This is a genomic window from Roseobacter sp. S87 (genome assembly GCF_055693285.1).
Genome location: NZ_JBVFTR010000004.1, coordinates 3,944,838 through 3,966,074, shown reverse-complemented (window position 1 = coordinate 3,966,074; position 21,237 = coordinate 3,944,838). Strand labels below are relative to the sequence as shown.

At 60.0% G+C, this 21,237-nt stretch carries 26 protein-coding genes and 2 pseudogenes; 15 read left to right on the top strand and 13 right to left on the bottom strand.

From position 1 onward, the window contains the following. Both ACZ1HA_RS20605 and ACZ1HA_RS20600 read right to left on the bottom strand, forming a co-directional pair. Positions 1-225 (bottom strand): DUF1150 family protein, encoded by a 225-nt coding sequence (locus ACZ1HA_RS20605; RefSeq protein ID WP_472715226.1) that lies wholly within the window; start codon positions 223-225, stop codon positions 1-3. Between the two features lie 3 nt (positions 226-228). Then, on the bottom strand, positions 229-642 hold the full coding sequence (locus tag ACZ1HA_RS20600; protein ID WP_472715225.1) for an Hsp20 family protein: 414 nt from the start codon (positions 640-642) through the stop codon (positions 229-231). Positions 643-800: 158 nt separating this feature from the next. On the opposite strand from ACZ1HA_RS20600, the gene ACZ1HA_RS20595 reads away from it, so the two are divergent. From ACZ1HA_RS20595 to ACZ1HA_RS20585, 3 genes and pseudogenes are all read left to right on the top strand, one after another. Then, positions 801-1,025 (top strand): YdcH family protein, encoded by a 225-nt coding sequence (locus tag ACZ1HA_RS20595; protein WP_436397976.1) that lies wholly within the window; start codon positions 801-803, stop codon positions 1,023-1,025. A gap of 56 nt (positions 1,026-1,081) precedes the next feature. After that, positions 1,082-1,570 carry a 5-(carboxyamino)imidazole ribonucleotide mutase gene (purE, locus tag ACZ1HA_RS20590; protein WP_472715224.1) on the top strand — a complete coding sequence of 163 codons (489 nt, stop codon included), beginning with the start codon at positions 1,082-1,084 and terminating at the stop codon, positions 1,568-1,570. Beyond that, a pseudogene (locus tag ACZ1HA_RS20585) lies at positions 1,563-2,629 on the top strand (5-(carboxyamino)imidazole ribonucleotide synthase). Before purE ends, ACZ1HA_RS20585 begins: the two are co-directional and overlap by 8 nt. An 11-nt stretch (positions 2,630-2,640) precedes the next feature. Here the strand turns inward: ACZ1HA_RS20585 and ACZ1HA_RS20580 are convergent. Then, positions 2,641-3,816, bottom strand: a complete 1,176-nt coding sequence (locus ACZ1HA_RS20580) for an alpha-D-ribose 1-methylphosphonate 5-triphosphate diphosphatase (RefSeq protein WP_472715223.1) — start codon at positions 3,814-3,816, stop codon at positions 2,641-2,643. Continuing rightward, the gene (locus ACZ1HA_RS20575; protein WP_472715363.1) at positions 3,770-4,561 is read right to left on the bottom strand and encodes an alpha/beta hydrolase; all 792 of its coding nucleotides are present in this window, start codon (positions 4,559-4,561) and stop codon (positions 3,770-3,772) included. Before ACZ1HA_RS20575 ends, ACZ1HA_RS20580 begins: the two co-directional genes overlap by 47 nt. Positions 4,562-4,633: 72 nt before the next feature. On the opposite strand from ACZ1HA_RS20575, the gene ACZ1HA_RS20570 reads away from it, so the two are divergent. Then, entirely contained in the window at positions 4,634-5,089 is a 456-nt protein-coding gene (locus ACZ1HA_RS20570) for an NUDIX domain-containing protein (protein ID WP_472715222.1), read from the top strand. Here the strand turns inward: ACZ1HA_RS20570 and ACZ1HA_RS20565 are convergent. After that, complete coding sequence (locus ACZ1HA_RS20565) at positions 5,055-5,903, bottom strand: DMT family transporter (RefSeq protein ID WP_472715221.1); 849 nt, start codon at positions 5,901-5,903, stop codon at positions 5,055-5,057. The two genes, ACZ1HA_RS20570 and ACZ1HA_RS20565, sit on opposite strands and share 35 nt — an antisense overlap. Before the next feature lie 91 nt (positions 5,904-5,994). Next, positions 5,995-6,729 carry a sensor histidine kinase gene (locus ACZ1HA_RS20560; protein WP_472715220.1) on the bottom strand — a complete coding sequence of 245 codons (735 nt, stop codon included), beginning with the start codon at positions 6,727-6,729 and terminating at the stop codon, positions 5,995-5,997. Positions 6,730-6,926: 197 nt separating this feature from the next. Between ACZ1HA_RS20560 and ACZ1HA_RS20555 the strand changes: the two genes are divergently transcribed. Beyond that, entirely contained in the window at positions 6,927-7,364 is a 438-nt protein-coding gene (locus tag ACZ1HA_RS20555) for a response regulator (RefSeq protein ID WP_375228867.1), read from the top strand. A gap of 76 nt (positions 7,365-7,440) precedes the next feature. Here ACZ1HA_RS20555 and groL read toward each other — a convergent pair whose 3' ends face one another. From groL to ACZ1HA_RS20540, 3 genes and pseudogenes are all read right to left on the bottom strand, one after another. Then, entirely contained in the window at positions 7,441-9,081 is a 1,641-nt protein-coding gene (gene groL / locus ACZ1HA_RS20550) for a chaperonin GroEL (RefSeq protein ID WP_375228868.1), read from the bottom strand. A gap of 64 nt (positions 9,082-9,145) precedes the next feature. Continuing rightward, on the bottom strand, positions 9,146-9,433 hold the full coding sequence (locus ACZ1HA_RS20545) for a co-chaperone GroES (RefSeq protein ID WP_375228869.1): 288 nt from the start codon (positions 9,431-9,433) through the stop codon (positions 9,146-9,148). Positions 9,434-9,606: 173 nt separating this feature from the next. Next, positions 9,607-10,286: pseudogene (locus ACZ1HA_RS20540) on the bottom strand (DUF2161 domain-containing phosphodiesterase). 168 nt (positions 10,287-10,454) lie between these two features. Here ACZ1HA_RS20540 and ACZ1HA_RS20535 point away from each other — a divergent pair. From ACZ1HA_RS20535 to ACZ1HA_RS20505, 7 genes are all read left to right on the top strand, one after another. Next, entirely contained in the window at positions 10,455-11,375 is a 921-nt protein-coding gene (locus ACZ1HA_RS20535) for a manganese-dependent inorganic pyrophosphatase (protein WP_472715219.1), read from the top strand. A 72-nt stretch (positions 11,376-11,447) separates the two neighbouring features. Further along, positions 11,448-11,801 carry a DUF1294 domain-containing protein gene (locus ACZ1HA_RS20530; protein ID WP_472715218.1) on the top strand — a complete coding sequence of 118 codons (354 nt, stop codon included), beginning with the start codon at positions 11,448-11,450 and terminating at the stop codon, positions 11,799-11,801. Positions 11,802-11,879: 78 nt separating this feature from the next. Beyond that, positions 11,880-12,752 carry a TIGR01459 family HAD-type hydrolase gene (locus ACZ1HA_RS20525; RefSeq protein ID WP_472715217.1) on the top strand — a complete coding sequence of 291 codons (873 nt, stop codon included), beginning with the start codon at positions 11,880-11,882 and terminating at the stop codon, positions 12,750-12,752. Positions 12,753-12,842: 90 nt separating this feature from the next. Next, the gene (locus ACZ1HA_RS20520) at positions 12,843-13,286 is read left to right on the top strand and encodes a MaoC family dehydratase (RefSeq protein ID WP_472715216.1); all 444 of its coding nucleotides are present in this window, start codon (positions 12,843-12,845) and stop codon (positions 13,284-13,286) included. 64 nt (positions 13,287-13,350) lie between these two features. Then, a complete protein-coding gene (locus ACZ1HA_RS20515) occupies positions 13,351-14,283 on the top strand; it encodes a bifunctional riboflavin kinase/FAD synthetase (protein ID WP_472715215.1) in 933 nt (310 codons plus the stop codon). Then, a complete protein-coding gene (locus ACZ1HA_RS20510; protein ID WP_472715214.1) occupies positions 14,280-14,750 on the top strand; it encodes a YcgN family cysteine cluster protein in 471 nt (156 codons plus the stop codon). The genes ACZ1HA_RS20515 and ACZ1HA_RS20510 overlap by 4 nt, the downstream gene beginning before the upstream one ends. Further along, entirely contained in the window at positions 14,750-15,790 is a 1,041-nt protein-coding gene (locus ACZ1HA_RS20505; protein WP_472715213.1) for a threonine aldolase family protein, read from the top strand. The genes ACZ1HA_RS20510 and ACZ1HA_RS20505 overlap by 1 nt, the downstream gene beginning before the upstream one ends. On the opposite strand, the gene ACZ1HA_RS20500 is transcribed toward ACZ1HA_RS20505, so the two are convergent. Further along, entirely contained in the window at positions 15,740-16,555 is an 816-nt protein-coding gene (locus ACZ1HA_RS20500) for an alpha/beta fold hydrolase (RefSeq protein WP_472715212.1), read from the bottom strand. The genes ACZ1HA_RS20505 and ACZ1HA_RS20500 overlap by 51 nt on opposite strands. Continuing rightward, positions 16,552-17,151 (bottom strand): DsbA family protein, encoded by a 600-nt coding sequence (locus tag ACZ1HA_RS20495; RefSeq protein ID WP_472715211.1) that lies wholly within the window; start codon positions 17,149-17,151, stop codon positions 16,552-16,554. Before ACZ1HA_RS20495 ends, ACZ1HA_RS20500 begins: the two co-directional genes overlap by 4 nt. A gap of 114 nt (positions 17,152-17,265) precedes the next feature. Between ACZ1HA_RS20495 and ACZ1HA_RS20490 the strand changes: the two genes are divergently transcribed. Then, a complete protein-coding gene (locus tag ACZ1HA_RS20490) occupies positions 17,266-18,285 on the top strand; it encodes a ribose-phosphate pyrophosphokinase (protein ID WP_472715210.1) in 1,020 nt (339 codons plus the stop codon). Between the two features lie 315 nt (positions 18,286-18,600). Here ACZ1HA_RS20490 and ACZ1HA_RS20485 read toward each other — a convergent pair whose 3' ends face one another. Next, positions 18,601-18,834, bottom strand: a complete 234-nt coding sequence (locus ACZ1HA_RS20485; RefSeq protein WP_375228881.1) for a hypothetical protein — start codon at positions 18,832-18,834, stop codon at positions 18,601-18,603. Between the two features lie 7 nt (positions 18,835-18,841). Further along, positions 18,842-19,951, bottom strand: coding sequence for a serine/threonine protein kinase (locus ACZ1HA_RS20480; protein WP_472715209.1), 1,110 nt, complete (start codon positions 19,949-19,951; stop codon positions 18,842-18,844). A 45-nt stretch (positions 19,952-19,996) separates the two neighbouring features. On the opposite strand from ACZ1HA_RS20480, the gene ACZ1HA_RS20475 reads away from it, so the two are divergent. Then, positions 19,997-20,299, top strand: a complete 303-nt coding sequence (locus ACZ1HA_RS20475; protein WP_472715208.1) for a hypothetical protein — start codon at positions 19,997-19,999, stop codon at positions 20,297-20,299. Between the two features lie 14 nt (positions 20,300-20,313). After that, positions 20,314-21,198 carry a LysR family transcriptional regulator gene (locus ACZ1HA_RS20470; RefSeq protein ID WP_472715207.1) on the top strand — a complete coding sequence of 295 codons (885 nt, stop codon included), beginning with the start codon at positions 20,314-20,316 and terminating at the stop codon, positions 21,196-21,198. Positions 21,199-21,237 lie beyond the last annotated feature (39 nt).

Below are 21,237 nucleotides of genomic sequence, written 5' to 3'. Positions count from 1 at the left end.
TCAATGCACGGCAACGGGTGCATAATCGTTCTGGCGCGCAAGCTGAAAGGCAAGCTTGCGATCCGCGACGAGGGCCAGTTGCTGACCTTCTGCGTCATGCACCGCATAAAGATGCTCAAAGCCCTCAACCTGTCCCTGCACTTCATCAGGCAGTTCAGCCACATCCACCGTCTTTACATAGACGATGCGGCTTGCTTCGGGTGTCGCGTCAAATGCTTCGGTCATATCTTACCCTTTCCTGATGCTGATCGTCTGAACAATTTTTTCCGGGCGCGCGCGGGTCAGATCCACGTGCAGCAAACCATTTTCCATAACGGCCTCGCCGACATCCACGCCATCGGCGAGCACAAAGCTGCGCTGAAACTGGCGCGATGCGATTCCACGGTGCAGAAACACCCGGCCCTCACTGTCGTCGGACTGCCGACCCCGGATGACCAGCTGACGGTCTTCAACGGTGATAGACAGGTCTGCTTCCGCAAAACCGGCAACCGCCAGTGTGATGCGGTAAGAAAAATCAGAGGTCTGTTCGATGTTAAAAGGCGGGTAGCCTTCGTTCCCGGACTTTGCGGTGCGTTCGAGCAGCCGCTCCAGCTGCTCGAAACCGAGCATATGGGGATAGGATCCCAGCGTCATTTTCGTCATGCGACACGTCCTTTTTGGTCAAGCGACAGTCTGTGAGGCGCCCCGTTCCGGCGACACCTGCATAGAATATGGGGAGCAAGCCGGGATGACGCAAGGGCTAGGCGGTTCGCCCCTGACACCTTATGTTATGTGCACCGCAGCTTTGGAATCAGACCTTTATGAATGCGCCCTCTGATCTGTCGATGAAAACCGATGAGGTGCTCCGCGTGGAGCTCGAGGTTTTCCGGCGCGAACACCGGGATCTGGACGAGGCAATCCACGCTCTTGTGGACAAAGGCGTCAGCGATCAGCTCACGCTGCAGCGCCTGAAAAAGCGCAAACTCCGCCTCAAGGACCTGATCGCGCAGATCGAGGACAGACTCACGCCGGACATCATTGCCTGACCCCCGGTTTTGGCTATAGTGCCGCTTCGCAAGTTACGGGCGAAAGGGCCTTTTTCATGATAACTGTCTCTGTCGGGATCATTATGGGCAGCCAGTCGGACTGGCCGACAATGTCGGAGGCCGCAGACGTTCTCGACGAACTGGGTGTCCCCTACGAAAAGCGCATTGTTTCAGCACACCGGACACCGGACCGGTTGTGGGATTATGGCAAAACAGCAGTGGATCGTGGTCTGCAGGTCATTATTGCAGGTGCGGGCGGTGCGGCGCATCTGCCGGGCATGATGGCCTCCAAAACCCGTGTCCCCGTCATTGGCGTGCCGGTGCAGACACGCGCACTTTCGGGTGTCGATTCGCTCTATTCCATTCTGCAGATGCCGCGGGGCTACCCTGTTGCGACGATGGCCATCGGTGCCGCAGGGGCAAAGAACGCTGGCCTGATGGCCGCTGGTATTCTGGCCCTGCACGATGACGCCCTGGCCCGGCGGCTGGACGACTGGCGGGCCGCGCTGTCGGCGTCCATTCCGGAGGTCCCGACAGATGACTGAACCGCTGCCGACGGGTGCTGTGATCGGTATTCTGGGCGGTGGCCAGCTGGGCCGTATGCTGTCTGTAGCTGCGGCACGCCTTGGCTTCCGCACCCATATCTTTGAGCCTGGCGCAGGTGCGCCTGCGGGTCACGTCTCCGAAACAGTCACGACCGCCGCCTATGATGACGCGGACGCGCTGCGCGCCTTTGCCGCCAGCGTCAGTGTGGTTACCTATGAGTTCGAGAACATTCCCACAGACGCCCTTGATATCATCGAAGAAATCGTACCGATCCGACCCGGACGAGAAGCCCTGCGCATCAGCCAGGACCGGCTGACAGAAAAGACGTTTCTGCAGGATCTGGGGCTCCAGGTCGCCCCTTTCGCGGATGTGACAGGCCCCGACAACCTCGCCGACGCCGTGGCGGCCATCGGGACACCGTCGATCCTGAAAACAAGGCGGTTTGGATATGACGGCAAAGGTCAGGCACGCCTGAAGTCGCCTGAAGATACCGGCAACGCCTGGAATGACATGGCGGGACAGCCGGCGATCCTGGAGGGGTTCGTCGACTTTTCGCACGAAGTCTCAGTGATTGCCGCCCGTGGTTCGGACGGTGAAGTCGCCTGTTTTGATCCTGGCGAAAACGTGCACCGCGATGGCATTCTGCACACCACAACGGTGCCTGCCCGCCTCAGTGCGGCACAACGGACAGATGCTGTTCTGATGGCCGCACGCATCCTGAACGCGCTGGATTATGTCGGTGTGCTGGGCGTGGAGCTCTTTGTGACGCCCGGTGGTCTGATTGTGAATGAGATCGCACCGCGGGTTCATAATTCCGGTCACTGGACACAAAACGGCTGTGCCGTGGATCAGTTCGAACAGCACATCCGCGCCGTGGCCGGATGGCCCTCGGGGATGGGATGCGGCACTCCGACGTCGTGATGGAGAACCTGATCGGTGACGACATGGACAAGGTACCGCAGATCGCCCGCGAGCCATCAGCAGCACTGCACCTTTATGGTAAGGCCGAAGTCAAAGCGGGCCGGAAGATGGGCCACGTCAACCGTATCTCTGCCTGACAGTACCGGCCTCAGTTCAGCAGACGCGCGCCAAGTTCGCCTGACAGATAGGTAAACCGCCCGCTGGCAATTGTGGCGGCAACCCTGCGGGATTTATCGTCCAGAATGACGATGTCGGCGCGTTTTCCGGCAACAAGGCTGCCCCTGTCCTCAAGGCCAAGTGCCCGTGCGGGCCCTTCGGAGACAAGCGACCAGGCACCGGCAAGGTCCGTCATCCCGGTGTCCGCCAGCATCAAAGCGGCGCGACGCGGGCTGGGATAATGGTAGTCCGAAGCCAGCGCATCACAGAGCCCCATAGTTACCAGTTCAACTGCACTGACATTGCCTTTGTGTGATCCGCCTCGCACAACGTTCGGTGCCCCAAGGACCACCGTCGCCCCGGTGGACTGTGCTGCTTCGGCGGCCTCCACCGTTTCCGGGAATTCAGCAAGCGTGGCCCCCCGATTGTGCCAGGTATCGCGGCCCGCAGCAGTGTTATCATCGTGGCTGCCCATCCGGACATTCATCGCCGCAAGCCTGGGGCAGAGGCGGTCCAGCGCTGCAGGCACTTCATCCCTGCGGGCATGCAGGGCTAGCAGCATTTCAAAATGATCATCCGGATTGCGCCCGGCCTTCAGAGCCTGGCCGGTCAGGCGCGGCGGTCTGCGGCCTTCTGCCAGACGGTCATGCGGCAGGTGATCATTAAAGACCACATAGTCGATCCCCCAGTCCCGTATCCGGTCCGGCAAGTCATTATAAAGGTCGAGCAGGTGCATCTCGAGGCGCAGCTGTGCGCGGATATCCGTGTCCAGCGTGGGGGCTGTATCCCTGATCGCCTCAAATACATTGGCTGCGTACTCCGGTCCGCGAACGCCGCCCTCCCAGCTGACAAACTGCGCCAGAACACCTGTCGTGATCCCGTTTGCCGCAAGCTCAGCTGCCGTCGCCACGAGACCTTCGGACATCTGCTTCATCGCACCACGGCGGGGCGCCAGATGGCGTTCAAAACCGTCACCATGCAGATCAATAATGCCGGGCAGAACCGTGAAACCGCTCAGATCAGCGGCCCGGCCCGTTGTTTCGCTGACGATTTCGCCGTCGGCAAAGGACAGGGTTTCGCGCACCAGACCATGGGGCCGCAGCACCTGTGCGTTTTTCAGATCAAGGTTTACCAATGACTGTTCCCACCCCCGGCACGCAGCTGCCATCGGGGCAGCCGAGCTGTCCCAGTACAGCATCGAGCCAGCTTAGAGAATGATCAAATTCGCCTGTGCTCAGAAATGCAACGGTCTGCGCAATGACGCGCGGGTTGTTCATCATGAAGGTATGCGTGACCGGCAGAACGATGTGATCCCGCATGCCGGACACCCTTGTGGAAGCAACCGACACCTTCCCGTCATCGCGCCCTGGCAAAAGGGAGGAAAAATATGGATTGAGAGACTGATCCCCGGCAATCACGCCGAGCGGAAAATTCACAGGTGGCAGACTGCGCGGCAGCGAGTCCGGCCCGGTGCCCAGCTGGGCTCCAGCAGGGCCGTTGATCCAGTCAAATGCATCGATGTCATCCAGTGCGTCGACAAGCTCGCTTCCCTGGTTGGGGGGCGCCAGCATGACAACGCGGCCGATTGCGGCGTCCGGATTGGCCTTCGCCCACTGCCGTACCAGAATGCCGCCCATGGAATGGGTCACAAAGTCCACAGTATTGCGCGGCCCGCAGGCTGACACGGCATCCGGGACCGTGCGCTGCACCAGTTCTTCGACCTCTGCAGTGGTCGAAGGATATCCGGGCCTGACAACCTCGTACCCTTCTGCGGCCAGCGCCGTCTCCATCAGCGCGAATGAGAGTTCTGTCCGCGCAAGGCCATGTAAAAGCACCACGCAGCGCGCCTGCACCGGTGCAGCCAGGCCCCAGAACAGCGATACAGCAATCAAAAGAACACTCAGGTGTTTCATGGCCATTGAGATAGGTGCATTCGCTTCAGTACAAAAGAATGACGTAACGCTAAAGTGCGGAGTATAGCCGGAATGCCCTCAAAATCACCACGCGTCGCTGTCCGCGCCATCATCGTTCATGACGGTCATCTGCTTTTGGTGAACGCCTGGCCGGACGGGAAAAGTGATCTGATGTGTGCCCCGGGCGGCGGCGTGGAGACGGGCAGCAGCCTGCCCGAGAACCTGGCCCGCGAAGTGTACGAGGAGACCGGCCTGCGTATTGAGGTGGGCGCGCCGTGCATGGTCAATGAATTCCACGATCCGCGTATCGGCTTCCACCAGGTGGAGATATTTTTCCGGTGCAGCATTGCGGGCAATGCGAACATCAGCAGCGAGTGGCGTGACCCCGAGAAAATAGTTGACCGCCACATCTGGGTGACTGAAGCGGGGTCGGAAACGGTACGGGTGAAACCGGATGGCCTGAAGGCAATTGCTTTCGCGCAGCCTGGCGCCGTCACCTACGACCCGCTTGAGACGATCGTGATGTGACCGCGAACGCGATGCCGCCAAGGACCAGCATTGCAGCCACGGCCACCTTACCGGAGACCGGTTCCCCAAGCACAAGCGCACCTCCGATGATCGCGATGACCGGCACGCTGAGCTGAACCACCGCGGCGGCGGTCTGTTGGAGGTCCGGCAGGACCCGGTACCAGAGCGCATATCCCAGCCCGGAGGTCAGCCCGCCACAGATAAGCGCGAGAAGATAACCGCCCGCGGTCACGTTTCTGTCCGGCGCCAGCAGAAAAACCAGCATGACCGGCAGGCAGAGCAGGAAATTTGCACCGGTCATGGCGACCGGATCGGAAGCGGCCCGGCCTGATATCGTATACACGGCCCACCCCAGCCCTGCGAGGACCATGAAAATGGCTCCCGCCACATCGGTGGATGCTCCGCCTGCAGGCCACAAAACCAGAAACAGCCCCCCGAAGGCAATTGCGGCACCTGTCATCTGTCGCCCCGTCGGCTGCCGGCCGGTGACCGCGCTGTGTGCAAACATTGCAATTTGCACGACGCCAAACAGGATCAGCGCGCCAAGACCCGCATCAAGGGTCAGATAAGCCAGCGAAAACCCGATCATATAAACCGCGAGGCTGAGGGCACCGGTTGCCCGTTGTCGTGGGCTGAAGGTCACTGGCTTTCCGCTGACTTTCAGGATCACTGACAGAACGGCGGCACCGGCGAACACCCGCAGAAGCGCAAAGCTGTAGGGGTCGGATGCACCGGTGTCGACTGCGAGCCGTGTCAGCAGGGAATTGGAGGCAAAGGCCACCATGGTGATCATGGTCAGCAGACAGAGGCGCATAGCCCCCATTAGCGGCTCGCGCACCTGTGGCCAAGCGGATTTAACGAAGCGGCATCAGCGGTGCCGCGAAATTGAAGATATTCTATGGATTTTATTGCGGCAGAACGACCTGCACCCGCGTTCCGCGATCATCTGAGGGTGCGCTCAGAGAGATGGAACCGCCGTAGCGCAGGGCAATCTTTCGCGCGATCGCCAGCCCCATACCACTGCCTTCGACTTCATCACGGGGGCGCAGTGTTGTCATCGCATCCATAACCTGACCGCGGAAGTTTTCGGGAATTCCAGGCCCATCGTCTGTAACGGAAAGCACAACGTTTGCTTTTTCCCTGTGTGCCGAGACGATGATTTTGCCCGCCGCGCGATCGTGATGCTTGACTGCATTGGATATCAGCGCAGTGAGCAAAGTGAGAATGTCCCGTTCACCGATGTGCAGATGCGTACAGTCAAACGCGCGTACAAGCCGGAAACCTGCGGGCAGGATGACTTCATCCAGCACTTCGTCCAGCACTGCCGCCAGGTCTGCATGAACCATCTCCTGCATGCGGCCGACGCGCGAAAAAGCGAGCAGATCAACCAGCATACGGTCCAGCCGGCCGGTGTGACGGTTCATCAGTTCGATGTTTCTGCCAACCGGGCCATCCATTTTCACGCCCGCTTCTGACAGATCTTCTTCAATCCACTGGGGCAGTTCAATCAGGGCCCTGACAGAGTTCCGCACATCATGGCTGATCAGATAGACGAAGTCTTCAAACTCACGGGATGTCGGCGGACCGACTTCAGGCATCGCTTTGCCCCCACTGTCAGAAACCGGATCAGGATTATGCATGGACTGGACCTTTAAGTGTACTGCGCGGGTGGTGGTACCAGTCAGCTTTGAATACCAGGTTAACGCAGGCCTCATGACAAAAATCCTGCGCAGGCAACGCTCCGTAAACCTGATGGCCTTAAACGGATCAGGCTCATGTCTGATCCTCACGGCACCGGATCGGACAGCAGATCGCTGCAAAGAACGGAGGAAAACTGATGAGCGAACAACTGGATGACGCGACTTTTCTGCTGGTCGACGATGACCAGATCAGCATCCTTTCGCTTCAGCGGGCAATGCGTAAACTTGCAATTGCCAACCGCACTCTTGTTGCTCACGACGGGCAGGAAGCCCTCGATATTCTGGAGACCGAGGCAGATTCAGCCGGCGGATCACTGCCTCCGTTTATTGTGGCTCTTGATATCAACATGCCGCGGATGAACGGGATCGAGTTTCTTGACGCCCTGCGCAGGAAGCCCGAACTGAAGAACATTGTCGTTTTCCCGTTTGCTTCCAACGGCAAAATCCGTGACGCGCTGGCGCCTTATCGCCCACATGTCGCCGGACATCTGTGCAAGGACAACCCGCGTGAAAGCCTGTTCGCAGCTCTGAGCAAACTCGGCGGCGGGCCTGCTTCCCAACAGGCAATTGCCTGAACCAGAACCGGCAGACACAATCAAAAAGGGCCCACCAAAAAGGCGGGCCCCGTAATAGTCTGTTTGCCTGGCTGGCTTACATCATGCCGCCCATGCCGCCCATGTCGGGCATACCGCCTGCGGGTGCAGCACCTTCTTTCGCCGGCTTGTCAGCAACCATCGCTTCTGTTGTGATCAGCAGACCTGCAACAGATGCCGCATCCTGCAGTGCAGTCCGCACAACCTTGGCAGGGTCGATCACACCAAAGGCAAACATGTCGCCGTACTCTTCGGTCTGGGCGTTGAAACCGTAGGTCACGTCAGAGCTCTCACGGACTTTGCCCGCAACAACCGCACCGTCGACACCAGCGTTCTCAGCGATCTGACGCAGAGGCGCTTCGATGGCCTTGCGCACGATGTTGATGCCGACGTTCTGGTCGTTGTTGATGCCTTCAACGCCGTCCAGTGATTTGCCGGCCTGAACCAGAGCAACACCACCGCCGACAACGACGCCTTCCTGAACAGCAGCACGCGTGGCGTTCAGAGCATCGTCCACGCGGTCCTTGCGCTCTTTCACTTCGACTTCCGTCATGCCGCCAACGCGGATCACGGCAACACCGCCAGCCAGTTTGGCAACGCGTTCCTGCAGTTTCTCACGGTCGTAGTCGGATGTGGTTTCTTCGATCTGAGTGCGGATCTGAGCAACACGTGCTTCGATCTCGGCTTTCTCGCCAGCACCGTCAACGATTGTTGTCTCGTCCTTGGTGATCTGCACTTTCTTGGCCGAACCCAGCATGTCCATTGTCACGGACTCAAGCTTCATGCCCAGATCTTCGGAGATAACCTGACCGCCTGTGAGGATCGCGATGTCCTGCAGCATGGCTTTGCGGCGATCGCCGAAGCCCGGTGCTTTGACAGCTGCGATTTTCAGACCGCCACGCAGTTTGTTCACAACCAGAGTTGCCAGCGCTTCGCCTTCAACATCTTCTGCAATGATCAGCAGTGGTTTCTGCGACTGGATGACCTGCTCCAGCAGCGGCACCATCGGCTGCAGCGAGGACAGTTTCTTTTCGTGCAGCAGCACGATGCAGTCTTCCAGCTCTGTGGTCATTTTGTCTGCGTTGGTGACAAAGTAGGGGCTCAGATAACCGCGGTCGAACTGCATGCCTTCGACGACGTCTGTCTCTGTTTCCAGACCTTTGTTTTCCTCGACGGTGATCACACCCTCGTTGCCGACTTTCTGCATCGCGTCTGCGATCTGCTGGCCGATTTCAGCTTCACCGTTCGCGGAGATGGTACCGACCTGTGCCACTTCGGCGCTGTCGCTCACTTCACGGGACGCGGATTTGATCGCTTCGACAACTTTGGATGTCGCCAGATCGATACCACGCTTGAGATCCATCGGGTTCATGCCTGCGGCAACCGACTTCATGCCTTCCTTGACGATGGCCTGAGCCAGAACAGTCGCGGTTGTTGTGCCGTCGCCTGCTTCGTCGTTTGTGCGGCTGGCCACTTCCTTGACCATCTGTGCACCCATGTTCTCGAACTTGTCCTCGAGATCGATCTCTTTGGCCACGGAAACACCGTCTTTGGTGATGCGCGGTGCGCCAAAGGATTTGTCCAGTACCACGTTGCGGCCTTTCGGGCCGAGGGTCACTTTGACCGCGTCTGCCAGAACGTTCACGCCGCTCAGCATACGGTTACGGGCATCTGTGTCGAATTTGACGTCTTTTGCCATCTTGTTTTCTCCTCTTGGGAAATATCAGTTTGAAATCAGCGAAGGATCAGAGCAGCGGATGCGCTTACTCGATGATCCCCATGATGTCGCTTTCTTTCATCATCAGCAGTTCTTCGCCGTCGAGCGTGACTTCTGTGCCGGACCATTTGCCGAACAGAATTTTGTCGCCGGGCTTCACAGCCATTTCGATCAGCTCGCCGCTGTCTTTACGGGCGCCTGCACCGCAAGCCACCACTTCGCCCTCGGAGGGCTTTTCTTTCGCGCTGTCGGGGATGATCAGTCCGCCAGCAGTTTTCTCTTCGCTTTCCGTGCGGCGTACCAGCACGCGGTCATGAAGCGGTTTCAATGCCATCTTTGCAGCTCCTTGAGGCTCAAAGTTTCTCCCATTCAGAGCCACCGCACCATTTCAGCGGTAGCCCGTTATCACTCTCTTACGGTGAGTGCTAACGGCGCATAGCTAAGGAAGCCTCCCCGGGGTGTCAACCAGAGGCATCGCAAAATTTTTATGAATCTTTCCAGCAGGTTTCAGCCGGACCCCAGAACGTCAGCAGAGGCCTCCGCCGCCGCCGCGCCAGCCGGGGTCAGCCCGTAAATTCCTGTTTCAACACGCTCAAACCAGCCGTAGTGGTCATCCGCCATCATCCGTGTTGCACGGGGAACACCCGTTTCGCGCGCCACATCTGCGCCCTTACTGGCGCCTGCTTCGAACAGATAAAGCGCAAGTTTCAGTGCATCCTGACGGTAGGCGGTCACCAGACCGCGGCGCGTCTGGCCGCCCTCATTCGGATCGCCCTGACGCCGGGCGAACTCCCGCAGCAGAGCACCCTGACGTTTTGCCGACTTCCGCGGGCGATAGGGTCCGGGGTCGCAATGTACCTCGACCAGGTTGTCAGAAAGTCGGACGGTCATCAGACCAAGACCGAGCCGGCGTGCCATGGCAGTGTTGTCTTTCAGCGCTCTGGCGAACCGTTTGCCGGGCTGACGCGCAACAGCAAGGTACACATCGTCCGTCACGGACTGGCGCGCTATGCACTGATGAAACAATGTGAGTGAAAATCCGAGCTTCAGCTCCACAACGACCGGTGACTCGCCCCCCGCACCGCGACAACATCCGCAGCACCAACCTCTGACTTCACAACATAGCCCTGCTCTTCCAGAAAGCATTTTACAGGCGGATAGAGTTCTGTTTCGCTCGATTTCGTCACAACTGCTGCCCCGGATCCGGTCCGGAGGACTCTGCCCGGAACCGGACAGCAAGTGCAACACTGCGCCCATGTAAACCATAATGCCGCAACGCAGCATCCACGGGGTGACATGTCAGGACACCGTGTTATAAGGCGCGAAAATTCAGTTGTACGATCAGGAAAAGAAACATGACCACGCTCGTTTTCGGCCACAAATCCCCAGACACAGACAGCACCGGGTCGCCCATCATCTGGGCATGGTACCTCAACCAGATCAAAGGCGAGAAAGCCGAGGCTGTCCTGCTGGGCGACACAAACACCGAGGCGAAGTTTGTCGTGGAACGCTGGGGCCTGACCATGCCGCGCGTGCTTGGAAAGCTGGATGACAACGCTCCGGTTGTCATCGTTGACACCAACAACCCCGCGGAGCTCCCGGACAACATCAACGACGCGGACATCCGCCAGATCATTGATCACCACAAACTCGTCGGCGGGTTGGAAACCAAAGGGCCCATCGACATCCGGATCGAGCCGCTGGCCTGCACAGCCACGATCATGTGGAAAATGATCGGCAAGGACATGGCGCAGATGCCCGAAGGCATCAAAGGCGCGATGCTGTCGTGCATTCTGTCCGATACGCTCGAATTCCGCAGCCCGACCACCACACAGGAAGACAAAGCCATTGCGCATGACCTCGCCAAAGACCTGGGCGTTGATATTGCCGGATATGCCGCCGAAATGTTCGCGGCGAAATCCGATGTTTCCGCATTCTCCGAAGCTGAACTGCTCCGTATGGACAGCAAGGAATACGCCGTGGGAGGCAAGCAGTTCCGCGTCTCGGTTCTGGAAACAACGTCACCTGCTCAGGTCCTTGAGCGCAAAGACGCACTGATGGCCGCCATGCCGGGCGTCGCGAAAGAAGACGGCGCAGACGAAGTGCTCCTGTTTGTTGTCGATATCCTGAACGAAGAGGCGACACTGCTCGTGCCCAACGACACTGTGAAAACCGTGGCCGAGAAGAGCTTTGACGCGGCAGTGGGTGGTGACACGGTTGTTCTGCCCGGCATCATGAGCCGGAAAAAGCAGATCATTCCGAACCTCGCGGTCTGACACGACCATAAATGCCATGATTTTTCCGAACGGCGCCGCATTGGCGCCGTTTTGTCATTCCATGCAGGCGACATGTTCACGACGGTTCTGCTCTTATATCTCGTACCACTCAATGCGCTGACCTGGATGGCCTTCCGGGCGGACAAACACCGTGCACTTGCGGAAGCGCGCCGGATACCGGAAGCCACGCTGCTGACCCTCTCCTTTTGTGGCGGCTGGCCTGCGGCGAAACTGGCCCAACGCCGGTTCCGACACAAAACCAGAAAACAACCGTTCGGTTTCGTGCTGAATGCTGTGCCGCTTGTCTGGGCGGCAGCAATTGCCGTGCCATTGGCGCTGCCACATCTTGAGGCGTTCGAATTCTCCGGGTTTGGCGGTCAGAATGAACGGAACACGCCCCGGTTTTTCCAGAGCGTCAGCAACTGAATTCTGCTTTTTTCTGGCGCATATCCGGTCAGTCCTGCATAGAACGACGCAAAATGTCAGTTCAGGAAGCCGTTCAGCATGACCCGGATTATCAGCTCTCTCTCAGAAATCTCTGCGCAGTATGACGCACTGTTTGTCGATCTCTGGGGCTGCGTGCACAACGGCGTGCATGCCCTGCCAGGTGCTGTCTCTGCTCTGCAGGCGTACCGCGCGGGCGGCGGGAAGGTTGTGCTGGTCACCAATTCCCCCCGCCCACGTGCCGGTGTGACAAAACAGCTGGTGCATTTCGGTGTGCCGGACGATGCCTGGGACACCATTGCCACATCCGGCGACAGCGCGCGATCAGCGATGTTCCGCGGCGTGGTGGGCCAGAAGGTCTGGCATATCGGATATCCGGGTGATGAACGTTTCTTTGAACCCATCGGTGTCGTGCGGGACCCGGTCGACGTTGCATCTGTTCCGCTGGACGAGGCCGAGGGGATCGTGTGCACGGGGCCACGGGACCCGATGGCGGACCCGTCCGTCATGCGCCCGGAGTTTCTGCTGGCCAAGCAGCGCGGGCTGAAACTGCTCTGCGCCAACCCTGACATCGTTGTCGACCGGGGTGACGTTCGGGAGTGGTGTGCCGGCGCACTGGCCGCGCTGTATACCGAAATGGGCGGAGAGAGCCTCTATTTCGGAAAACCGCACCCGCCCATCTATGATCTGGCACGGCGGAGGCTTGCTGAACTCGGGCCACAGGTCGCAGATGACCGGATTCTGGCCATCGGTGACGGTGTTCTGACGGATATCGCCGGTGCCATGGGCGAAGACATCGATTCGTTGTTTATTTCCGGTGGCCTTGCGGCGGAGGAAACAAAAACCATCGATCAACCAGACGCCAATGCGTTAAGTGGCTACCTGGAAAAGGAAAAATCAAGCCCCACCTACACAATAGGTCATCTTCGCTGACCCTCTTTTCCCTTGATTTTCTGCGCGCGCAAAGTAATTAAGTTTCAACTTATGTGACTTAGTTGTCAGAAAATTACCGGAAGGGTCATCATGTTGGACAATCTGCCCCGCGGCACGATCTGTATCGAGGACATCGAAATGGGCATGTCCCGCTACCTTCAGAAGGTGGTGACCGACGAGGACATCGAGATGTTCGCACAGATCTCTACAGACCGGAATCCGGTGCATCTGGACGATGATTACGCCCGGGACACGATCTTTGAAGGCCGTATCGCGCACGGCATGCTCACAGCGGGCCTGATTTCCGCTGTGATCGGCGAGCAGCTGCCCGGGCACGGAACAGTCTATATGGGGCAGTCGCTGAAGTTTCTGGCGCCCGTTCGTCCCGGCGATCTGGTACATGCAGAGGTCACTGTAACGGACATTGATCCCGCCAAACGCCGCGTGCGGATGGACTGCCAGTGCACCGTGGACGGTAAAAAGGTTCTGGTCGGTGAGGCAACCGTGCTGGCACCGTCCCGCAAATTCGACTGACACCGCCGGGGGCCTGCTGCCCTCTGCGCTTGCACAGGTGCGTCGCTGCGGCTAACCAGGACGCATGAAGATCCTGCGCGACTACCAGTTTGTAGATCCTGATGACCGCGGTGCCACGGCCGCCATCGGCAATTTCGACGGGGTGCACATTGGTCACCAGTCTGTCATCCAGCTGGCGCGTGATGCGGCCCCGGATGCGCCACTCGGTGTGCTGACCTTTGAGCCCCACCCCCGCGCCTTTTTTGCCCCGGATGCCCCCCCATTCCGCCTGATGAGCCGCGAAGCCCGAGCGAGCCGTCTGGAAAAACTGGGGGTCGAAGTCCTCTGCGAACTGAACTTCAACGCGACACTCGCGGCCCTGTCGCCCGACGAATTCGCCCAGCGGGTGATCGCAGATGGCTTCGGACTGCGCCACGTGATCGTCGGGTCAGATTTCTGTTTCGGCAAAGGTCGCGCCGGCACTGCTGCGGACCTTGAAGCCTTTGGCCGGAAGATGGGTTTCGGCGTCACAGTTGCACCGCTGGTCGCCCAGTCGGCAAAGACCGTTTCTTCCACAGCGATCCGTCGCGCTCTGTCCGATGGGGCGCCAGGAGAGGCGGCCGATATGCTCGGGCACTGGCACCGCATCGAAGGGCCCGTCATCGGCGGCGAACAGCGCGGGCGCGAACTGGGCTACCCCACGGCAAATATGTCCATCGACGGGCTGCACCCGCCTGCCTTTGGCGTCTATGCGGTGCTGGTTGATGTGCTCAGCGGCCACCATGCGGGCAGCTATCACGGTGTGGCCTCCATGGGGGTCAGGCCGATGTTCGGTGAAAACCGGCCCAACCTGGAGACTTTTATCTTTGATTTCCAGGGGGACCTCTACGGCACCCCTCTGTCAGTTGGCCTCGTTGAATACCTGCGGCCCGAGGAAAAGTTCGACGGGCTCGACGCGCTGATCACGCAGATGGACGCAGACAGCGCCCGGGCCCGCAGCGTACTGGCAGCCCTATGAAAGATCCGATCAACCGCGCAGGCCTCGGACACCGGTTCTGGGAGCGCAAGGCGCTGTCCGCCATGAGTGACCAGGAATGGGAAGCGCTGTGTGACGGATGCGGCAAATGCTGCCTGAACAAGCTTGAGGACGAAGACAGCGGCGAAGTTGCCCTGACGCGGGTGGCCTGCCGGTTGCTGGACGATGATACCTGCCGCTGTGCGCAGTACGACATACGCCACCAGTTTGTACCCGATTGCATCGTGCTGAAGCCGGGCAACCTGGACACGCACGCCTACTGGATGCCGCAGACCTGCGCATACCGCCTGCTCTGGCTCGGCAAGCCCCTGCCCGACTGGCACCCGCTGATAAGTGGCACACCACAGTCAGTGCACGATGCCGGTATCTCTGTGCGGGGCACCACACTGAGCGAATTCGATGTCCCGGAAGACGAATGGGAAGAGCACATAATCGAGGAACCAACCTGATGTATTTTGCCTCTGACAACGCCGGTGCAGCACACCCGCAGGTAATGCAGCATGTAAATGACGCCAACGCCGGTTTTGCGCTGCCCTATGGTGCCGATCCGATCATGGAAGGTGTGCGTCAGAAAATCCGCGATGTGTTCGAGGCGCCCGACGCCGTTGTGTACCTCGTTGCCACCGGCACTGCAGCCAACAGCCTGGCGCTGGCCTGTTACTGCCAGCCCTGGCAGACGACCTTCTGTTCTGAAGTGGCCCATGTACATGAGGACGAATGCAACGCGCCCGAGTTCTATTCCGGAGCCAAGCTGACTCTGGTGCGCGGCGGCGACAAAATGACAGCGGATGCGCTGGAAACAGCCATCCTGTCGGAGAACACGCGCGGGGTGCACGGGCCGCAACGCGGGCCGGTGTCGATCACGCAGGTGACGGAACGGGGCAGCGTCTACACGCTTGAAGAGTTGAACGCGCTGACAGCGGTCGCCCGAAAGTACGACCTGCCGGTGCACCTCGACGGTGCCCGCTTTGCCAATGCGATGGTGGCACTGGGGTGCACGCCCGCCGAAATGACCTGGAATGCTGGTGTGGATGTGGTCAGCTTTGGCGGCACCAAAAACGGCTGCCTAGGCGTTGAGGCTGTCATTCTGTTTGATCCGGAAAAAGCCTGGGAATTCGAATTGCGCCGCAAACGCGGTGCGCATCTTTTCTCCAAGCACCGGTATCTTTCGGCTCAGATGGCCGGTTATCTGGAAAACGATCTGTGGGTGAGTTCGGCCCGGCAGGCCAATGCCAATGCCGCGCATCTGATCGCCGGCCTGCGCAAAGCTGGCGCGCAGTTTGTGCATGAGCCACAGGCCAATATGATTTTCGCCTCCTTCCCGCGGCGCATCCACCAGGCTCTGCATGACGCCGGAGCGGTCTACTACATCTGGTCCGGCACGCTGGAGGGAGATGACCCGGAAGAGATGCTGGAGGCGCGCCTCGTGTGCGACTGGTCAGTCACCACCGCGCAGATCGACGCCTTCCTCGGCCACTTCAATCAGTGACCTGACAACTCTTGCGACCTCGCTGGCGTGCGTCAGGGGGGCCATATGTCCCGCGCCCGCGACCGAGCACAGGGTGGCCGCCGGCAACCGCCGGGCGAGAGCGGCATTGATATGTCGCGTGATCTCCGGGCTCTGATCGCCGCGCATCAGCAGCACGGGCATGGACGCGCGTTCCAGAACACCCGGTCGCATCAGACCAGCGTTGTCGTCGATAATGGCAGGGGACTGGCCCGGCACCAGATACATCCTGTCCGACATATACTGACGGGCCGTCTCCGGAATGTCCGGCCAGCGCGTGCCATCCCCCCAAAGACGGTTGAAAAGCCGCGCCGCCAGGGCGTAGTCCCTGTCGTTCAGGGCCGCGATGTAAGGTGCCGCCTCGGCCAGATGGTCGGCCTGCGCCGGTTCGGCCTCAGGCAGTGCGGCGAAGAACACGGGTTCAATCAGGGTCAGGCTGCGGACTTTTTCGGGGTGCTCGATCGCCAGGCGCAGAGCCACGGTCGCGCCAAAGGAATGACCAATCAGATGCACGGGCCGATCAAGGAATGGCTGGGCTGCATCACAGCAGGCTCGATGCAGATCATCCGTGCCATCCCAGTCCGGCGCGCGCCCATGTCCGGGCAGGTCGAAGGCAGTCAGTGTTGTGCTGGCTGCCAGATGTTGCCCGACCCCGCGCCACATACCGGAATGACCCAGCGTGCAATGAATCGCCAGCGCCGGCGCCGGACCGCTGCCCCAGACCCGGGTGTCCGGATCTGCGGTCACAGATTACCGGACAGATGCGCGTCTAGGTCCTCAATCCGGTCCTGACCCCAGAACCGCTGGTCCCCGTCGGTGATGTAGAACGGAGAGCCAAAGACGCCTCGCTCCACCGCTTCCTCAAGGTTGGCCGCATAAGTTTCGGCCCCAACCAGCATCCCGCTGTCCGCCAGTGACGGATCAAACCCGGCAGCCTCCAGACAGGCGCGGACCACATCATCCTGCGCGATGTCCTTTTCTTCGGCCCACACGGCCCGCAGAAGGCCCCCACAGAGCTTGCCCATATCACCACCACCCGCGTTCTGAGCGGCAATCACTGCGTAGGCCGAAGGCGCCTGATTGGTGGGCCAGTGCGCCGGTTTGAGATTGAAGGGCATGTCCAGTTTACGCGCCTGACGCACCAGTTCCTGCGCCCGGTAGTCCACACGGCTGAAGTGCCGGTCTTTGGGCGGCGTCCCGCCCGTGCGGGCAAAGAGCGCCATGATATCCAGCGGTTTGTAGGTGATGGTCGCGCCATGCTTTTGCGCGACTTCCTCGGCACGGTTCCCGGCAAGGTAGGCATAGGGAGAGATGGTCGAGAAAAACAGATCGATATGCGCCATTTTGCGGCTCCTTGCTGGGTCTGGGTTCTTTGCCGATTGGTAAGGCCGTGTTAACTGGTGTCAACATCACGAATCTGTCACATTTCCGTGCCTCTGCTCCAGGACCCCTCCCCCATGCCACAGCTTCAAGAACCCAAACTGATCTCCGGCAATGCCAATATGCCGCTGGCCCAGGCCATTGCACGGCGCATGTCGATGCACCGGGGCATGCAGGTGGGGCTAGTCGATGCGCGGGTCGAGCGGTTCAACGACGGTGAGATCTTCGTTGAGGTTTTCGAGAACGTGCGCGGCGAGGATATGTTCATTCTCCAGTCCACCTCGAACCCTGCCAACGACAACCTGATGGAACTGCTGATCATGGCAGATGCCCTGCGCCGCTCTTCGGCCGCGCGGGTCACCGCCGTCCTGCCCTATTTCGGCTATGCCCGTCAGGACCGCCGCACCAAAGCCCGCACCCCGATCACGGCCAAACTGGTCGCTAACATGCTCGTCGGCACCGGGATCGAGCGGGTGCTGACGATGGATCTGCACGCGGCACAGATCCGAGGATTCTTCGACATCCCCGTCGACAACCTTTATGCCTCGCCGATCTTTGCCCTTGATATCAAATCAGAATTCAGGGACCGCATGGACGAACTGATGGTCGTGTCACCGGACGTGGGAGGCGTGGCCCGCGCGCGCGAACTGGCGAAACGGATCAACTCGCCGCTCGCCATTGTGGACAAACGCCGCGAAAAGCCCGGCGAAATTGCAGAAATGACAGTCATCGGCGATGTGACGGGGAAAACCTGCCTGATCGTGGATGATATCTGCGACACGGCTGGCACCCTCTGCAAGGCTGCGGAGGTCCTGATCGAAGCAGGCGCCAAGGAGGTGCACTCCTATATCACCCACGGCGTCCTCTCCGGCCCGGCGGTCGAGCGGGTTACAAACTCCGTGATGAAGTCCCTGGTCATCACCGACACCATCGCGCCGACCAAACCGGTGCAGGCCGCGCACAACATCCGTGTCGTACCCACCGCCCCGGTTTTTGCCCAGGCCATCCTGAACATCTGGAACGGCACCTCGGTCTCTTCGCTTTTCGAGGCGGAAACCCTGAGCCCGATCTATGACGGGATGTATGCCGCGGAGTAAACGCAGCGCATGCGCAACACGCTGGCACTCTGAACGGGGCCCCGGGTCAGAACGCTGATAACACCCTTTCTAACAAGGGAAAAACCGGCGTCGGCATCATGTCGGTTTAACGTCGGTATTACGTCGGTGTTTTCGTCGGTTCCGGATTCTGACCACCCGAAAACACCTGTTTTCCTGACAAATCGCTGCCGCAGCGCACGCCCGTCAGACACAGCCCACCGGTTCCGCGGCGCATGGCGCGTGGTCACACGCGCCCAGGGAATAGCGTCTGTCCCGCGCATCAGCGCGGGGCAGGCCGCCGGATCACGCGCCCGGTCAGGACCAGCGGATCAGACCGATTATGGCCGAGGTTGCATAGAAAAACTGCAGCAACAGAAAGGCCCAGCGTTTGTCGATCACCGCCCAGGCCGCAAACAGCAGGGCAGAAGCCAGCAGCAGCGCAAACCCGGTGATCTCATTGCCCGTATTGGACGCGATCAGCAGGGCATAGAGAATGGCCAGCCCCGAGCCCAACACCTCAAAAAACGTCGTCCATTTGCGCTTGTTCATCGGGCCCTCACATATTCGGGAAATAATCCTGGCAGTCGCCTTCGCGGTACACATCTGCGGTGCAGCAGTGCAGCCCGCCACCAAAGGCATAGGCGTCACGCAGTTCCACCTCGACCACTTCCATGCCCAGTTTGTCCATCTGTTCAGCCTGCCAGACTTCTGATTTCTCAACACAGACGGTCTTCGGGTCCAGTACCAGCACGTTCATGCTCAGCCAGGTCGAAGAGTAACACAGCGGCGGCGGCGCGTTATGTGCCGGCTGGGCCGCATCGACAATCTCCCAGCCGTTCTTTTCAAACATGCCACGCTGGTCTTCAGGCAGACGGCGCTGCGGGTTGTTCAGGATCAGTCCCGGCCGCAGCGGCGTAAAGGTCGCGTCGATGTGAATCGGATAGGGGTCGCCGGGGAAGTTCACCGTATGCAAGCGGTGTTCCGGGAAATGGCGGCGCAGCCATTCAATGCCTTTCAGGTTGGTGGTGAACCCGTGCTGGACCACCAGATCGCGGCCAAAGCGCAGCACGTCAGCGGCATCAAAAAGCGGCTCTTCCTCGGTGGTGACAAAGAACTTCTCCTCCGCCCACTGCAGACGCTTTTCCACGCCGATTTTGTCAGACAGGTAATCCGGGTGATAATCCGCATCTGTCAGGCGCGGCTTGGGGGCCGCCTCGTGGCGGAAATTCGGGTCTTCGTCCCAGTACTGCTGCATCAGCGGGCGATAGTTGAGGTATTCAAACCACCGGCAGCGATAAGACATTGTCGCTTCCAGAATCTCGCTGCCAACGGTCAGCAGCACATCACGTGGCGGCATACAGCCAAACTGGCTGTCTGTGTGGAAATCCGGTGTTGTGGCGGGCAGCGCGTGGTCGATCGACGTGGGCCGGTCCACACGGATACCCCGCGCGCGCAGCTGGCCCGCGAAATTGTCCAGCAGCTCGTTGGCGCGGTCGATGGTTTCCTGCGGACGGCGGCCCCACTGGCCGCGCATGTCGCTGTCTTCGGGCACTTTGGCATCCAGCGCGGGCTCTTCCGGCGGGATGTGACAGTCATCGGCACGGCCTACGATCACATGTTTCAGCGGGTCCCATTCGTTCCAGCTGTTTACGACTGTTTTCTGCATGTGCCGCCCTCCCCTGCGCGCTGTCCCCGGATGTCATTAGGGGGAATGGCACGACAGGACAAGAGCACCAGCGACGGCTGGGAGAGCGGCAGCGACCTTCAGCGGCGAACCCAGCTTTCCGGCGCGCGCCAGCGTCTGCGGGCGCCGCCGGTGCGCCGTTCAACCTCGGACATCATACCGTCCTGTTCTGGCAGCGTGCTGCGGTTGCCCCACACCTCCTCGCGGGTTGCTGTTTTCAGAGTATTTGAAAGTATTCCGAACATTTTACTCTCCTTGATTTTGCATCTGGAGTTGAACATAGTTGCTGCATGCCCCGATCTGCAAAGCAATACGCTTTCCAATATGTAAGTTGAAATTACAGTATGGACTGGAACCGTATCCCATCTCTTGCCGCCCTGCGCGCCTTTGAGGCCGCCGCCCGGCATCAGAGCCTGAGCGCAGCGGCCCGCGAACTGAACGTGACACATGCGGCTATTGCCCAGCATGTACGCACGCTGGAACAGGAGTTCGGGGAAAGCCTGCTGGTGCGCGAAGGACGCGGCGTCGCCGCTACAGACGCTGGGCGCCATCTGGCGGCCGGGCTGGCCGAGGGTTTTGCCGGGATCAGCGAGGTGGTCATGGAATTGCGCCAGCGCGGTGCGGACAGACCTGTGAACATCAGCGTGACACCGGCCTTTGCTGCAGGTTGGCTTATGCCGCGGATAGGGGATTTCTGGGCGTCTCATCCCGAGGTACAGATCAGCATTAACCCCAGCTCTGACGTGGTGGATCTGCGCCGTGAAGGGTTTGATGTGGCCGTTCGCTATGGAGAGGGCAGCTGGCCTGGCCTTGACGCCGAACTGCTGGCGCGGGCGGAATACCTCGGCCTCGCACATCCGGACCTGATAGCCGGGCGCGAGGCCAACTGCCTGGATGATCTGCTGGATCTGCCCTGGCTGCTGGACTCCCATGTGATGGAACGCCGCCGCATCATCGAACGTGAGGGCGTCGACCTGGATAAGGTGAAGGTTACGATGCTGAGCACCAACGAGCTGGCGCTCTCAGCGGCAGCATCGGGCCTCGGCGTGACCTTCCAGCCGCGTTCCCTGGTCGAGCGGGAGCTGCGCAGCGGGCAACTGGTGGCGGTCTGTGCGCTCCGGGAACAGGGGGTGGGGTATCACATTGTGACCGTGCCCGGACGCGTCTCGCCCTCTCTGACCACCTTTCTGAAGTGGCTGCGGCGGCAGAAACAGGATCAACCTGCCTGACACAGAAAAGGCCCCGCTGAGGGGGCCTTTCCGGAAACT